Genomic DNA, 13,468 nt, shown 5'->3' with positions numbered 1-13,468 from the left:
GCATGATCCCGAATCTCGACCGCCCCTGGCTCCACCGCCTGTCCCTCCGGGTCGCGCTCCTGACCCGCGGCATGACGCTGGGCGTGCGCGGCGTCGCCATCGACGGGCAGGGGCGGGTCTGCCTCGTGCGCCATACCTATGTCGGCGGCTGGCATCTGCCGGGGGGCGGGATCGATCCGGGCGAGAGCGGCCCCGCCGCCATGATCCGCGAGTTCCGCGAAGAGGCCGAGATCGTAGTGACACCCGACGGCGGCATGCGGCTGCACGGCTTCTTCCTGAACCCCGGCGCGCAGCGCCGCGATCACATCGCCGTCTACGTCGTCCCGGCCTTCACGGTGGCGTACCCGAAGCGGCCGGACCGCGAGATCGCCGAGGCCGGCTTCTTCCCCCTCGATGCGCTGCCGGCCGACACCACCCGCGCCACCCGCGCCCGTCTCGAGGAAATCCGCGGCGGCCAGCCTCCGGCCGAGCTTTGGTGAGCCGCGCAAAAAAATCCGACCTTGGCGCTTGCATCCCCGGCCGGGATAGTGTTTACCAGCGCCACCGACGGACGCGCCCACGGCGCCGGACGGACGGACAAGAGAGCGGGTGTAGCTCAGGGGTAGAGCACAACCTTGCCAAGGTTGGGGTCGAGGGTTCGAATCCCTTCGCCCGCTCCAGTTTCCTTAAAAGAACTGACCGACCTACGAAAAGCCGCCGCAAGGCGGCTTTCGTCGTTTCGGACCTGCCGCATAAAGCGTTCAACGCAGCGTTAACGATCTGTTAGTCAAACAATTCCTAACGTCCGGCTGGTGCAGGAAGGCCGGGCATGCTCGAACATCGTACAACGCGCACGGTCGGGAGGGCGTCCGGGAAGGCATCAGCCGCGGAGCCGGTCGAACGCTACCTCGCCAAGGCCGCGACCCACCGGGCTTCCGGCCGCTTCGACAAGGCCCGCCGCAACCTCCAGCTCGCGCTCGAAGCCGCACCCGGCCACGCCGCGGCGCATTTCGAACTCGGGGTGTTCACCAGCCGGATCGAAGCGCCGGCCTCGGCGGTGCCGCACTTCGTCGCCGCTCTCAGGGCCGCGCCCGAGCGTCCGGCATACTGGCTCGCCCTCGCCAGCACGCTGCTGACGCTGAATCGGGCGAGCGAGGCGCGTGCGCTCATGGAGCGCTTCCGCGACCAGGGACTGCCCGACGACGAGACCCGCAAGGTCCTCAAGGACTTCGTTGACCAGGCCTTCAACCTGGGCCGGGCGCATTACGAGGCGGACGATCTGCCCAGCGCCGAGATCCTGTTCGACCTCGTCATCGGCCTGGACGACACCCACGCCAAGGCGACCCATCTCGCGGGCGCCGCCGCCGCCCGGGGCGGCCGTCATGAGCAGGCCTACGATCTGTTCAGCATCGCGATCTACCGCGAGCCCGACAACGCCAGCTTCTTCAGCAGCCTCGGTGCCCTCCTCATCACGCGCGGCGATCACCCGGCCGCGATCTCGGCGCTGGAAAAGGCGATCGAGCTCGATCCGGATCTGGCCATCGCGCATTCGAATCTGGCCGGCGCATTCCAGCGCGTGAGCCATCACGCCTCGGCCGTGAGCCACGCCCAGCGCTCGATCACGCTCAATCCGAACTTCTCCGGCGCCCACATCAATCTCGGATGCGGCCTGAAGAGCCTCGGGCGCCTGCCCGAAGCGATCGCGAGCTTCGACCGGGCTCTGGCGCTCGATCCGCGCAACGTCGCAGCGCATTCCAATCGGCTCTTCGCCAAGCTCTACGCCGAGGGCATCCCACCGACGGAGTACGCCGCCGACGCCCGGAGCTTCGGGACGCGCCTCGCCGACCCGCTCCTGCGGCGGCGCCCCTTTGCCAACGACCGCGATCCCGACCGGCGCCTGCGGATCGGGTTCGTCTCGGCCGACCTCTGCACCCACGCCGTGGCGCGGTTCATCGAGCCGTTCCTGCGCCACTTCGACCGTACGGGGTTCGAGACGCGCGCCTACATGACCCAGGCGGCCGAGGACGGCGTCTCGGCGCGCCTGCGCCCGCGGTTCGACGACTGGCACAACATCGCCGCCCTGGACGACGACGCGGCCGCCAACCTGATCGAGGCGCACGCCATCGACATCCTCGTCGACCTCTCGGGTCACAGCGCCGGCCACCGGCTGCTCGTCTTCGCCCGCAAGCCGGCGCCGGTTCAGGTCACGTGGATCGGCCACCCCGCCACCACCGGCCTGCGCGCCATGGATTACCGCCTGACCGATTTCGGCCACGACGAGCCAGGCCTGTCGGACACGCTGCATACGGAGACCCTGTGGCGGCTGCCCGGCGTGTCGGCCACCTACGAGGCCCCCGGCGACATCCCGCCGGTGCGCGAGCGGGCGCCGTTCGAGGATAACGGCTTCGTCACCTTCGGCACGATGAACCGCTTCGAGAAGATCGGCGACCGGGCGCTGGAAGCCTGGGCCGAGATCCTGAGGGCGCTGCCCGATGCGCGCTTGTTCATGGTCGCCGCCGATGTGGATACACCGGAGATCCGGGCGCAAGTCGAGGCACGCCTGTCGCGGGCCGGACTGCCGCTCGACCGGGTGCGCCTGCACCCGCGCGTCACCAGCGGCTACTACGCGCTCTACCACGAGATCGACATTGCCCTGGATTCCTTCCCCTATAACGGCGGAACGACGAGCTGCGACACGCTGGCTATGGGCGTGCCCTTGATCGTCTTGGCAGGCACTCATGCGGTCGCACGCTCAGGCGTCGCCGCCTTGCGAGCGGTCGGGATCGAGGAACTCGCGGCGGCGACGCCGGAAGATTACACGGGCCGCGCCGTCGCTCTCGCCGACGATCGCGATCGTCTACGCGCCATTCGCTCAGGGCTTCGCGAACGGGTCTTCGCCAGCGCGCTGATGGATCACGCCCGCTTCGCCGGGGAGGTCGCGGACGCCTTCCGCACCATGTGGGGGCGCTGGGTCGATGCGAACCGCGCCGCTTGATCCGACTTTTGAGGCAGACAGCCTCCCGTCACCCACTTCTCAGGGCAAGCTTCCCGTACAGGCCACCCTGTGCCGGCTGGAGCAGGAATTCGTACGGGCCCTCGACACCGCCCCGAAGATGATTTCTCAAGCGGGCTCAGGGGCGGAGGACGCGGCCGCCCCGGTCTACGTCACCCGCCCGTTCCTGCCGCCGTTCGAAGAGTTCGAGCCGCTGCTGCGGCAGATCTGGCAGACGCGGATCCTGACCAATGGCGGCCCGTTCCATCAGGAGCTGGAAACGCGCCTGAGCGACTATCTCGGCGTGCCGCAGGTGGCCCTGTTCAACAACGCGACGACGGCGCTGATCATGGCCCTGCGGGCGCTCGACCTCACGGGCGAGGTGATCACGACGCCCTATTCCTTCGTCGCGACCTCGCACGCCCTGCTCTGGAGCGGGCTCACCCCCGTCTTCGTCGACATCGACCCGGTGACACTCAACCTCGATCCCGCCCGGATCGAGGCCGCGATCACCCCGCGCACCAGCGCGATCCTGCCGGTCCATTGCTATGGCCGGCCCTGCGACGTCGAGGCGATTGCGGACATCGCTGCCCGGCACGGGCTCAAGGTGATCTACGACGCCGCCCACGCCTTCGGCGTGCGCCACGGCGATGGAAGCGTGCTGAACCACGGCGACCTGTCGGTCCTGAGCTTCCACGCCACCAAGGTGTTCAACACCTTCGAGGGCGGCGCCATCGTCTGCGCCGATCCGGTGATGAAGGGCCGAATCGACAAGCTCAAGAACTTCGGCTTCGAAGACGAGACTTCCGTTATCGGAACGGGCTTGAACGGCAAGATGAGCGAGCTGAATGCAGCGCTCGGCCTCGTCCAGCTTCGACACATCGGCCCGGTGCTCGCGCGGCGGCAGGCTATCGACGAGGCCTACCGGCAGGGATTGCACGACATTCCCGGCATTCGCTGCCTGGACTTCGCCGGGGAGGGCGCGGCCAACTACGCCTATTTCCCGATCCTGGTCGGCCCCGATTACTCGACCAGCCGCGACGCGCTCTACGACGCGCTCAAGCACGACGGCATCCACCCGCGGCGCTACTTCCATCCCTTGATCTCCGACCACCCGATGTACCGGACCCTGCCAAGTGCCCGGCGGGAGAACCTGCCCGTGGCAGCCCTGGCCGCCGACCGGGTGCTCTGCCTGCCGATCTATCCCGACCTCGATCCCGCCATCGTGGCCCGGATCGTCCGACGGATCGCCCGGCCATGACCACGCCCGCCACGGTCGCGATCATGCAGCCGTACCTCTTTCCCTATATCGGCTACTTCCAGCTCGTCGCGGCGGTCGATCAGTTTGTGATCTACGACACGGTGAAGTACACCAAGAAGGGTTGGATCAACCGAAATCGCTTTCTGCGCGACGGCGCGCCGGTGACCTTCACGCTGCCGCTGGAGAAGGGCTCGGATCAACGCGACATCCGCGAGCGGCACGTCGCGGCGGGGTTCGAGCCGGACGGGCTCTGCGCGCAGATCGCCCAGGCCTACCGCCACGCGCCTTATCGGCGCGAGACCATGCCCCTCGTCGAGGACGTTCTGGGCTACCGGAGCGCCGACCTGTTCGACCATCTGCGGCACGGATTGCTGCGGACCTGCGCGCATCTCTCCATCGCCACGCCGATCCGCACCGCCTCCGCGATCGAGGGCGTGACGGACCTGCGGCGGCAAGACCGGGTGCTCGCTCTCTGCGAACGGCTGGGAGCCGCGACCTACCTCAACCCGATCGGCGGTACGACCCTCTACGATCCGGCCGCCTTCACGCAGCGGGGGATCGCTTTGCGCTTCCTGCGGGCCCGTCCCTTCGATTATGTGCAAGGACCGCACCCGTTCGTGCCTTGGCTGTCGATTCTCGACGTCCTGATGTTCAACCCACGATCCGCGCTCACGACTCTGCTGGCCGGCGGCTATGATCTCGTTGACGGGGACGGGCATTCGAGCCTCGATCCGACCGCCCCCCCTGCGAATCCGAATATGCGACTGCGGCAGCATGACCGGCCGCACCCGGCTTAAGGAGCAACCCATGGCCATTCCCGCTTCGCACGACCCCGAGTGGTTCGACGAACAGATGCAGCGCAAGGGCTGGGTTCTGTTCGAGAGCGTCGTGCCCGCGGCCAATCTGCCCGCAATCCGCCAAGCCGTGCTCGACAGCGTCGCCGATTGCGGGCGACGGCAGGTTGCAGGGGGCGCCACGGCCGCACCCGACGGCACCGCGCATCACGCCGTCGGCCAGTACCCGGCACTCGACGCCTTTCTCGATCAGGATTGGCTCGATGAACTGATATCTCACTATTTCGACGGCGCGGCCTACATTCTGCACGCCTTCAATCCCGCAAGTGTCGGCCCTTCTGCAACAAGCTATCTCCACCGCATTCATCGGGACGTGCGCACCTTCGGCGGCAGCTTCCGACTGATGCTCAACATGCTGGTCATGGTCGACCCATTCACGACGGAGAACGGTGCAACGCACGTCCTGTCAGGATCGCACCACGCACCCGCCCCTCCGCCCGAAGCGGTATTCCGGGCCGAGTCCGAGCGGCTCATCGGGCCCGCCGGCAGCATTGTCCTATTCGATTCGAACCTCTGGCACGCGGCGGGCAGTAACGCCACGGACACAACCCGCACGGCCCTCACACTCAGCTTCAGCCGGGCCTTCGTTAAACAGCAAATGGACTATCCTCGCTTCCTTGGGCCGGAATACGGAGCAAAATCTTCGCCAAGGATACAGCAATTACTAGGCTTTAATGCCATGGTGCCAAATTCTTACGATGAATTTTATCAGCCTGCTTTGCGACGGCTCTATAAGGCGAACCAGGGATGACGCAGACCCGCGACTACGACCGCGAGGGCGGCCAGTTCGGCGACCGTCGCTACAACTACGACTTCGACGCCATCACGCGTCGCTACATGATTCGCGCCTTCGCGCCGTTCCTGCCCCAGGGTCGTGCGCTCGAACTCGGCTGTTATCTCGGCGAGTCCACCGAATGGCTGACCGGGCTGTACCGCGATCTCACGGTGGTCGAGGCAGCGTCATCCTTGGTCGAGGCGGCGCGGCGAAGAGTAGGGGAGGCTCCCCGCTTCATCTGCTCGACCTTCGAGGCACTGGAGATGGAGGAAACGTTCGACGCAATCTTCCTGATCAACACCCTCGAACACTTGGACGACCCCGTTCTCGTCCTCCGCCGGATCCGCCGCTGGCTCACGCCGTCCGGTCGGCTGTTCCTGCTGGTGCCGAATGCAAACGCTCCTTCGCGCCAGATCGCCGTGAAGATGGGGTTGATCACGCACAACAGTGCCGTCACCGAGGCCGAAGCCGCGAATGGGCACCGAAACACGTTCTCCTTCGATACTTTGGAGCGTACAACCCGTGAAGCCGGCCTCTCGACGCTCTATCGAGGCGGACTGATCTTCAAAGCACTTGCAAACTACCAGTTCGACGCGGCTCTTGCCGCCGGCATCATTTCCGATGCCTATGTCGAGGGCTGTTACCAGTTGGGAAACCAGTTCCCGGAACTGACTGCCAGCATTTATCTCATCTGCGAGCGCGGAGCGGATTGAGTTGGGGCAGGGAACCCATGACCGAGCCGCAGTTGTACCGAAGCCGATCCGGGGCGGACGACATTCGCGCCCACCTGATGGCCTGCGCGAGCACCTTCACGCCGCCGCTCGACTGGCGGGTGGTGATTCCTGACTATGCGACGAAGCTCGCGACCTGCTCCGAGCGGTTCGAGGCCTGGGATGGCACTGCGCTGATCGGTCTCGTGGCGGTCTATTGCAACGATCCGATCCGTGCGACGGCCTTCGTGACAAGCGTCAGCATCGTGCCGGAGCGGACCCGGGAAGGCCTCGGGCGACGCCTGCTCACGGCAGCGATCACCCACGTCCACAGCCTCGGCTTCGCGCGGATCGCATTAAGCGTCGATCGCGAGGCGGCCGCCCTGGCCCTGTATCACGGGCTCGGCTTCGCAGAAGACACCCGGAACGACCGGACGCTGCACCTCTCGCTCGACCTGACGGCGCCGTGTTCCGGTACGCGGCCGAACGCGGAAGCAGCATCTCGGAACCGGAACTGAGGGCCTGATCCTGAGCGCGGCACGCGGTTCGAGCCGTTCCTCCGCGACTTCACCCGGTGCCCGATCCTGTCCTTCTACGACATCACCCGCGTCGAAGCCTCGGGCGAGACCATCGATGCGGAGTGGAAGCGGCTCAGAGGAAGCCTCTTGCTGCCCCCCAAACGCCAAGGCCCCGCTCCAGCAGATCGGGGTGAGGGGGGCTAACTCGTCGGCGAGCAGGACGGTTAGGGTGCCCCACGATACGTCCGTTACAGATCGCCTCTTGGCGCGATCGTCTGGGTGACGCGACGGCGGTCAGCCCACGCCGGCGAGGCGCTTCTCGATCCGTGTCACCTGCATCGGATACCAGCGGCTTCCCCGCGCCGAGGGAATGCCCAGGGCGTTGAGGGCGTTGGCGACCTGCTCCAGCGTGAGCGCGCCCGCGGCGCGGATCTCGCTGAGGATCGGCGCCACCTCCTGCGCCCGCTCCCGGCTCCGCGGCAGGGTCTCGCCCCGCCCCAGACTCTCCGCCAGAGGGCGCGGATCCGCGACGGATGGGCCGGCCCTGTCGAACGGAGCCCGCGCGCGGCGCTCGTCGGTGAAGCGCGCGTAGAACGCTCGGCGGCGGGCCAGCGTCTCGGGGGTGCGGCGCACCCCGAGACGGTCCTCGGCCTCCGCCACCGCGGCCATGATGCCGAGGGTCGCCTCGCTCACTTCCGGGCTGTCGGCGACGGCAAAGTGCAGGTTCAGGCGGCGCAGATCACGGCTCAGAGCACGCAGGAAGCCCGGATCCTGATCGGAAGCCCCGAGTTCCGCCATGAGCAGCACCGCACCGTGCCGGCGGCACAGGGCCAGGGCCTCATCCAGAGCCGGTCGCTCCGCACCGGCATCGCCGGACTCTCGCTCAACGCACTCGGCGGCCAGCCGGCCGCGCCTTGCGAGGTGGCGGTCGATCGCGGCGCGCTGCGATGTCAGAGCGGTCTCCGGCGCCCCCTGTCCCAACGGGGCGGGACGGAGGTAGGAAACAAAGCGGTCTGAGGACATCTGAGTCGGCCGGTCGCGCGTCTTGGAGCGAGCACGGAGCCGACGCAACGCCTCGAGGGTTTCGCCCCGGTGGCGGCGCCGTTCCGAAACAAGGCCCCGATAAGGGAAAACCGGTTGTGAACGACAGTTATGACGCCATCAATATGAACCATGCTTCCGATGAAGCGGCCATTTCCGTCGTTCTTGGCTTGGGCGGCACGATCCGGATCGGCGCGAGCGCACTCGCGGTGTCCGACCTAACGGTGATGTTCGACGCGATCACACGGACCGGCTCGGTGCAGGGCTTTGCCGACGCCCTCGGCCTGTCCTATCGCGCGGCCTGGGCGCGCCTCCAGGCCTACGAAACGGCGCTGGGCCGTCCCCTGGTGCGCAAGACACGCGGCCACGGCACCGCCCTGACGGAGTTCGGGGCCGCCTTGGCGGAAGCCTTCACCGCCGCCGCCACGACATTGGAGGCTGGCCTCGGCCGCGAGACCCGTGCCGTCGAGCATCGCCTGCGCCGTCTCATGAGCGGCGGGGCCGGAGCACTGACACTGGCTGCGAGCCACGATCCGTTGCTGGTGGAGGTCCTGGCCGAGGCGATGGGCGGGGAACCGGGTGCGGAGACGGGCATCGAACTGTCCGTGACGGGCAGCAGCGCGGCGGTGCAGCGCCTTCTCGACGGCGGAGCCGACGCGGCGGGCTTCCATTGCGGAGCCCTCACGCCGGAAGCGGCGGGTGCTCCGTTCTCGGCGATCCATGCCGGCGCCGGCCTCGTGCTGCATCCCCTGTTCGAACGCGAGCAGGGCCTGCTGCTGGCCCCCGGCAACCCACGCGGCATCCGCACCTTGGCCGACCTGACCGGGCCCGGGCTGCGCTACGTCAACCGCCAGAAGGGATCGGGCACGCGGGACTGGTTCGACCGCATGCTGGCGCAGGCCGGCCTGCCGGCTGCCGCAATCCACGGCTACACGGTCGAGGAATTCACCCATCAGGCAGTCGCGGCGGTCATCGCCTGCGGCGCGGCGGATGCCGGACTCGGTGTCCGGGCAGCGGCCGACCGGCTCGGCCTCGACTTCCTCTCGGTCGGTTGGGAGACCTATTATCTCGCCGCCAGCCGCTCCCTCACCAGCCCGGCGCTCGACGCCCTCGTCGCCGCAGCGAGACGGTGCGCAAGCTGTACCCCGGGCTATCGGGCCGCCGCGGATCTTTGACAGGCAAAAGACGCCCAACCGGCACAACAACGATCTTTATTATATTTTATATCTGTAGAGCATATCAGTATACAACTCTGAAATTTGAATTGATACAAGTAAGTTTTATTTGGATTTATCAGATGGAGTCTCGACAGTCACCGCATTGTCGGGAATCGCACAGAGGGCGGCACCCGGCTTACATGTCGATCGGCCGCCCCCTAGTATTCAAACTCCGATGACCCTCACGGTCGCCGAGCACTTCGCTTTTCGAGAACGAGCATGAACCGGACTCCCGCTCGGGCGGCGCTCGATCTCGCAACGGCGGACCATGATGGCTGGCGACGGGCCCGGCGCTTTCGCCGAGGCGGCGCGCCATTCCGCGTCGACGCCGAGCGCGCGAAGTCTTCCGGCTCTTTCACCGAATTCACGAACGCGCCGCGCCGAACCAAACCGGCCTGGCAGAGCGGCGTCATCCCTACGCCGGGTGAACGGGCCGCGTGGGCGGGACAAGCCGAATGAAGGTCTTAGCAGGCAATGGAACGGCGGTGAGCGGGCCCTTGCTGCGCAAGCTGCAAAGCCTCGGCAAGCTGGAAGAAGCGGACACGGCCGCCTTGGCGATCGTCGAGGCGGGGACACGGCTGATTCCGGCCGGTACGGACCTGATCCGTGAGGGCGACCGGCCCGAGGGGATGATCGCGATCACGGAAGGCTTCGCCTGCCGCTACAAGCTGCGGGCGAACGGCGCGCGTCAGATCACGGCCTACCTCATCCCGGGGGATATCTGCGACTTCGATACCTCGGTCCTGAACCGGATCGATCACACCATCGGCACGCTCTCCAACTGCCGCGTCGCGCGGATCGGCCCTGAGGCCGGACGGGAATTGCGTCGACGCCCCGCTCTCGCCCGCAGCCTGCGCAAGGTCGCCTTTATCGACGAGGCAACCCTCGGCGAATGGCTGATGAATATCGGCCGGCGCTCGGCCGTGGAGCGCCTTGCGCACCTGCTCTGCGAGTTGCTCGTGCGCCTGCGGGCGGTGGGGCTGACGAGCGGCAACAGCTTCGACCTGCCGATTACGCAAATCGACCTCGCCGACACCACCGGCATGACCAGTGTGCACGTGAACCGCTCTCTCAGCGAACTCAAGCACGCAGGGCTGATCGAGCGTAAGGGCAAGCGCGTAACGCTCTGCGATCTGCCCCGACTCGTCGAGTTGGCCGAATTCCGGTCGAATTATCTGAATTGCGAGACGCAAACCGCTGCGTAAATTCGAGCGGAAACCGAGAATCACTTCCGGCCACACCATGATCGCGGGCGGCTCTCGGCCCCGATAGAACGGGGATACTCAGCAATCGCGTGTCTTCGTGGTTCGGAAACCCTGGTTCTTGCTGCCCTCCGCGGCAGGGGGCGCCCCCGGCACGCCCGTGTTGCCTGAGCCGCCGCCCATCTCTCCCGTCTTCATCGCGTCACCCTTCTGCATCTCGCCCGCCGTCTCGGTTGCGATCGGGCGCCGAACGGTCATCGAGCCGGCCTGCAGGCCCACGGAACGAGCCGTCCGCTTATGGCGTTCACCGTCGGACCTTAGCCGAGCATCAAGGCCCGGCCGACATGAGATCAGGAGACGTTCGATGGTGAAGATCGGAACCCGCACGATGCTGGCTCTGATCGCCTTCTCGGCCGCCGGCACGACCAGCGTGAGGGCCGGTGAGGAGGAGCAGGCTGCGCTCTGCCGCGACGATGTCATGCGGCTGTGCCTGACATCGATTCCCGATCGCGGCCGCATCGTCAGTTGCATGAAGGCGCAACGGGCGAGCCTGAGCCCCGGATGCCGGGCCGCCTTCGACGAAGGGACCGCCTCCTCGGCCGGTCGGCGCTCGGCGAGCCTCCGCTGAGAATCGGGGAGCGCCGCTCTCGAACTTCGGCTTGGCCGTCATGCGCGCATGACGGCTGAACGGCGCCGGGACCGCACCTGCGCCTGATTTCGATCCACGACAGGAGATACGGCTCCCGATGAACCGTTCGCTTCTCCCCCTCCTTCTGGTCACCACCCTGGCAGTGCCCGCGCTCAGCCAGACCGCTTCCGCGGTCGAGGGCTCACCGATGCTGCTGCACGGCAATTACTGCGGGCCCGGCAACAATGGGCCGGCGGCGCCCGTCGATGCCCTGGACGCGGCCTGCGCCCGCCACGACGCCTGCACGCCGGACGGTGCCCTGGCCCCGAAGGCCTGCAACCTGCGGCTCCAAGTGGATGCCGAGCGCGTGGCCGACGATCCGCGCCAGCCGCAGGACTTGCGGATGATGGCCGGGCTGGTCGCCTCGGGCGCAGCGATGATGCCCTCGGCTCCGGGATCCCGACTGGGTGCTCCCGCCGTTGCCCCTCCCGAGGCCATAGAGATCGAGAGCCCGCCCGAGGCGGACCTTCTCCCGGAATAGGCTGCGCCGACTTGTCGAGCGTCTCGTCTCGTCGCTCACGCAACATCCGCTTCGCCGTCGCAATCCGCAGGAGGAGCGGCCCTCAGCAGCGGGCGCGTCGGGAGACCTTTCAGCGGCCTCGCGCGAGTTCCGTCGTGATGTGCTTCACCGACGGCGTGACGATCGCCACGAACTGCGCCTCGCGCAGGCGCCGGAATGTCTCCGCACCCTCCAGATAGCCGCGCGCACCCGCCTGGAGCATGGCGGCCTGCGCCGCCTCCAGGGCCAGCCATGACACGTCGAGGCGCAGACGCAGGGTCTCGAGGAAGGTCGCGCGGTCGATCTCGGCATGCACTTGTGCCGCGGCGGCGACGCGCTCGCGCAGCGCGTCCGCCCGCCCCTCGATCGCATCCGGCCCGAGCGGCAGATACGCCGCGTTCGTCCGGCCGCGGGCATCCGCGCGCATCAGCGCCGCGACCCCGCGGGCGAGGCCGAGCCCCATCCCGGTCTGGAGCAGCACGAAGCCGTTGCGGATGCGCGGCACGAAGGCGGCGGCATCGTGCGTGATCACGTCGGTATCGGATAGATGCGCGTCGCGGATCATCACCGTGTAGGTGCCGGTGCCTTCGAGCGCGACGAAGCGGGCATTGGCCGCGATCGAGACAGTCTCGGCGCCGGCTTCGAACAGCCCCATTACCCGCCGCCCGTCGGGCAGCGAGGCGATGCCGGCGAAACGCTGGCCAGGGCCGAGGTTCGAGACCCAGGGCAGGCGCCCGCGCACCCGGTAGCCGTCGCCCGCGCGCTCAGCCTGGAGCGCCAGCGGCTCGATGCCTGCGAGCGCCTTCATCGGGTTGGACAACCCGGTGCCGCCGAGCGCCGCACCCGAAGCGATCGCCGCGAGATGGCGGCGCGGGCCGTCTTCGTCGCCTTGGGCGAGGTACCAGACCAGCGCGTCCTGGCACCACATGCAGAAGGCGGTCGAGAGGCAGGCCCGCCCCGCCTCCGTCATCGCGTCGATGGCGGCCAGCAGGCCTGCCGCCGTGCCGTCGGCGTGGTGGGCGTAGGCGCCGGCCGCCCCGAGCGCCCGCAGGATGTCGGCGGGATAGTCCCCGGCGTCGATCGCGGCGAGACGCGGGCGCAAAGCGTCGCGCACGATCCCGGCGACGTCGAGCGGGGCGGATTCCGCGATGCGGGCGGTGGCGGCCATCGGGTTCAGGCCCGCGCCAGGGTGATGGCGACGGGGTTCTTCACCGAGTTGAGCACCGGCGACCACTGCCCGGCATGGGCGACGAGTTCGTCGAGTTCGGCCGGGCTCGCGCCCTCGACGTCGAGATGCACCTTGAGCCGCACGGCGCTGAGCCCGACCGGCTTTTCCGAGAGGTCGCCGGTACCCCAGACCGAGGTGATGTTGATGTCGCCCTCCGACTCGACCTCGATGCCCTTCACGGTCCAGCCGCGGGCGATGGCGTTGGCCTGAAGGCCCACCGCGACACAGGTGCCGAGCGCGGCGAGCAGGGCCTCGGTCGGGTTCGGGGCGGTGTCGTCGCCCAGCAGCGCCGGCGGCTCGTCGACGACGTGCGCGTCGAGGCTGCGGATGTAGTTGAGGTGGCGGAAGCGGCGGCCTTCCGCGACCGTGCGTGCGCGCACGGTCTTCACCACGCTTGGGTCGGCCCGGCCCTTCTCGGAGAGGGCGTGCAGCCTCTCGCGGTCGATCGGCTCGAACACCTTCTCGAAGGTCTGAACGATTTCCTGGGCGGCAGTCGCGGTCATT

15 protein-coding genes and 1 tRNA gene are annotated in these 13,468 nt (G+C 67.8%); 12 read left to right on the top strand and 4 right to left on the bottom strand.

Translation table 11 applies throughout. From position 1 onward, the window contains the following. The first annotated feature begins 2 nt into the window (after positions 1 to 2). From J2W78_RS11790 to J2W78_RS11755, 8 genes are all read left to right on the top strand, one after another. Positions 3 to 479: an NUDIX domain-containing protein gene (locus J2W78_RS11790; RefSeq protein WP_253370647.1), complete on the top strand. Its 477-nt coding sequence runs from the start codon at positions 3 to 5 to the stop codon at positions 477 to 479. Between the two features lie 105 nt (positions 480 to 584). Further along, positions 585 to 659: transfer RNA gene (locus tag J2W78_RS11785), tRNA-Gly, on the top strand. Positions 660 to 808: 149 nt separating this feature from the next. Continuing rightward, entirely contained in the window at positions 809 to 2,974 is a 2,166-nt protein-coding gene (locus J2W78_RS11780; RefSeq protein ID WP_253370645.1) for a tetratricopeptide repeat protein, read from the top strand. After that, entirely contained in the window at positions 2,955 to 4,232 is a 1,278-nt protein-coding gene (locus J2W78_RS11775) for a DegT/DnrJ/EryC1/StrS family aminotransferase (protein WP_301288573.1), read from the top strand. The genes J2W78_RS11780 and J2W78_RS11775 overlap by 20 nt, the downstream gene beginning before the upstream one ends. Then, positions 4,229 to 5,029, top strand: coding sequence for a WbqC family protein (locus tag J2W78_RS11770; protein ID WP_253370641.1), 801 nt, complete (start codon positions 4,229 to 4,231; stop codon positions 5,027 to 5,029). Before J2W78_RS11775 ends, J2W78_RS11770 begins: the two co-directional genes overlap by 4 nt. Before the next feature lie 10 nt (positions 5,030 to 5,039). Further along, positions 5,040 to 5,837 (top strand): phytanoyl-CoA dioxygenase family protein, encoded by a 798-nt coding sequence (locus tag J2W78_RS11765; protein WP_253370639.1) that lies wholly within the window; start codon positions 5,040 to 5,042, stop codon positions 5,835 to 5,837. Beyond that, complete coding sequence (locus tag J2W78_RS11760; protein WP_253370637.1) at positions 5,834 to 6,574, top strand: class I SAM-dependent methyltransferase; 741 nt, start codon at positions 5,834 to 5,836, stop codon at positions 6,572 to 6,574. Before J2W78_RS11765 ends, J2W78_RS11760 begins: the two co-directional genes overlap by 4 nt. Positions 6,575 to 6,591: 17 nt before the next feature. Next, positions 6,592 to 7,089, top strand: coding sequence for a GNAT family N-acetyltransferase (locus J2W78_RS11755; protein ID WP_253370636.1), 498 nt, complete (start codon positions 6,592 to 6,594; stop codon positions 7,087 to 7,089). A gap of 294 nt (positions 7,090 to 7,383) precedes the next feature. Here the strand turns inward: J2W78_RS11755 and J2W78_RS11750 are convergent, their stop codons facing one another. Then, positions 7,384 to 8,112: a recombinase family protein gene (locus J2W78_RS11750; protein WP_253370633.1), complete on the bottom strand. Its 729-nt coding sequence runs from the start codon at positions 8,110 to 8,112 to the stop codon at positions 7,384 to 7,386. Between the two features lie 143 nt (positions 8,113 to 8,255). Here J2W78_RS11750 and J2W78_RS11745 point away from each other — a divergent pair, with 143 nt between their 5' ends. Both J2W78_RS11745 and J2W78_RS11740 read left to right on the top strand, forming a co-directional pair. Then, positions 8,256 to 9,305, top strand: a complete 1,050-nt coding sequence (locus J2W78_RS11745; protein ID WP_253370631.1) for a substrate-binding domain-containing protein — start codon at positions 8,256 to 8,258, stop codon at positions 9,303 to 9,305. A gap of 497 nt (positions 9,306 to 9,802) precedes the next feature. Further along, complete coding sequence (locus tag J2W78_RS11740; RefSeq protein WP_253374021.1) at positions 9,803 to 10,552, top strand: Crp/Fnr family transcriptional regulator; 750 nt, start codon at positions 9,803 to 9,805, stop codon at positions 10,550 to 10,552. Between the two features lie 78 nt (positions 10,553 to 10,630). On the opposite strand, the gene J2W78_RS11735 is transcribed toward J2W78_RS11740, so the two are convergent. Further along, a complete protein-coding gene (locus tag J2W78_RS11735) occupies positions 10,631 to 10,807 on the bottom strand; it encodes a hypothetical protein (RefSeq protein ID WP_253370625.1) in 177 nt (58 codons plus the stop codon). 106 nt (positions 10,808 to 10,913) lie between these two features. On the opposite strand from J2W78_RS11735, the gene J2W78_RS11730 reads away from it, so the two are divergent. Further along, a complete protein-coding gene (locus J2W78_RS11730) occupies positions 10,914 to 11,177 on the top strand; it encodes a hypothetical protein (protein ID WP_253370623.1) in 264 nt (87 codons plus the stop codon). 118 nt (positions 11,178 to 11,295) lie between these two features. Then, the gene (locus tag J2W78_RS11725) at positions 11,296 to 11,718 is read left to right on the top strand and encodes a hypothetical protein (RefSeq protein ID WP_253370622.1); all 423 of its coding nucleotides are present in this window, start codon (positions 11,296 to 11,298) and stop codon (positions 11,716 to 11,718) included. A 109-nt stretch (positions 11,719 to 11,827) separates the two neighbouring features. Here the strand turns inward: J2W78_RS11725 and J2W78_RS11720 are convergent, their stop codons facing one another. Together J2W78_RS11720 and J2W78_RS11715 are read right to left on the bottom strand one after the other, a co-directional pair. Next, positions 11,828 to 12,904 carry an acyl-CoA dehydrogenase family protein gene (locus J2W78_RS11720; RefSeq protein WP_253370620.1) on the bottom strand — a complete coding sequence of 359 codons (1,077 nt, stop codon included), beginning with the start codon at positions 12,902 to 12,904 and terminating at the stop codon, positions 11,828 to 11,830. Between the two features lie 5 nt (positions 12,905 to 12,909). Beyond that, on the bottom strand, positions 12,910 to 13,467 hold the full coding sequence (locus J2W78_RS11715; RefSeq protein ID WP_253370618.1) for an OsmC family protein: 558 nt from the start codon (positions 13,465 to 13,467) through the stop codon (positions 12,910 to 12,912). Position 13,468: the final 1 nt, after the last annotated feature.

The sequence above is a fragment of the Methylorubrum extorquens genome, from assembly GCF_024169925.1.
Taxonomy (GTDB): Bacteria; Pseudomonadota; Alphaproteobacteria; order Rhizobiales; family Beijerinckiaceae; genus Methylobacterium; species Methylobacterium extorquens_A.
Note: the sequence above shows the minus strand (reverse complement) of the source record. Positions and strands in the feature narration are given on the sequence as shown.

Bases quoted from the DNA above. Each gene is read 5' to 3' on its own strand.
- J2W78_RS11780 (WP_253370645.1), top strand. From the start codon at position 809: ATGCTCGAACATCGTACAACGCGCACGGTCGGGAGGGCGTCCGGGAAG.
- J2W78_RS11765 (WP_253370639.1), top strand. From the start codon at position 5,040: ATGGCCATTCCCGCTTCGCACGACCCCGAGTGGTTCGACGAACAGATG.
- J2W78_RS11790 (WP_253370647.1), top strand. From the start codon at position 3: ATGATCCCGAATCTCGACCGCCCCTGGCTCCACCGCCTGTCCCTCCGG.
- J2W78_RS11760 (WP_253370637.1), top strand. From the start codon at position 5,834: ATGACGCAGACCCGCGACTACGACCGCGAGGGCGGCCAGTTCGGCGAC.
- J2W78_RS11755 (WP_253370636.1), top strand. From the start codon at position 6,592: ATGACCGAGCCGCAGTTGTACCGAAGCCGATCCGGGGCGGACGACATT.
- J2W78_RS11735 (WP_253370625.1), bottom strand. From the start codon at position 10,807: ATGACCGTTCGGCGCCCGATCGCAACCGAGACGGCGGGCGAGATGCAG.
- J2W78_RS11740 (WP_253374021.1), top strand. From the start codon at position 9,803: ATGAAGGTCTTAGCAGGCAATGGAACGGCGGTGAGCGGGCCCTTGCTG.
- J2W78_RS11750 (WP_253370633.1), bottom strand. From the start codon at position 8,112: ATGTCCTCAGACCGCTTTGTTTCCTACCTCCGTCCCGCCCCGTTGGGA.
- J2W78_RS11730 (WP_253370623.1), top strand. From the start codon at position 10,914: ATGGTGAAGATCGGAACCCGCACGATGCTGGCTCTGATCGCCTTCTCG.
- J2W78_RS11770 (WP_253370641.1), top strand. From the start codon at position 4,229: ATGACCACGCCCGCCACGGTCGCGATCATGCAGCCGTACCTCTTTCCC.
- J2W78_RS11720 (WP_253370620.1), bottom strand. From the start codon at position 12,904: ATGGCCGCCACCGCCCGCATCGCGGAATCCGCCCCGCTCGACGTCGCC.
- J2W78_RS11715 (WP_253370618.1), bottom strand. From the start codon at position 13,467: ATGACCGCGACTGCCGCCCAGGAAATCGTTCAGACCTTCGAGAAGGTG.
- J2W78_RS11725 (WP_253370622.1), top strand. From the start codon at position 11,296: ATGAACCGTTCGCTTCTCCCCCTCCTTCTGGTCACCACCCTGGCAGTG.
- J2W78_RS11745 (WP_253370631.1), top strand. From the start codon at position 8,256: ATGAACCATGCTTCCGATGAAGCGGCCATTTCCGTCGTTCTTGGCTTG.
- J2W78_RS11775 (WP_301288573.1), top strand. From the start codon at position 2,955: ATGCGAACCGCGCCGCTTGATCCGACTTTTGAGGCAGACAGCCTCCCG.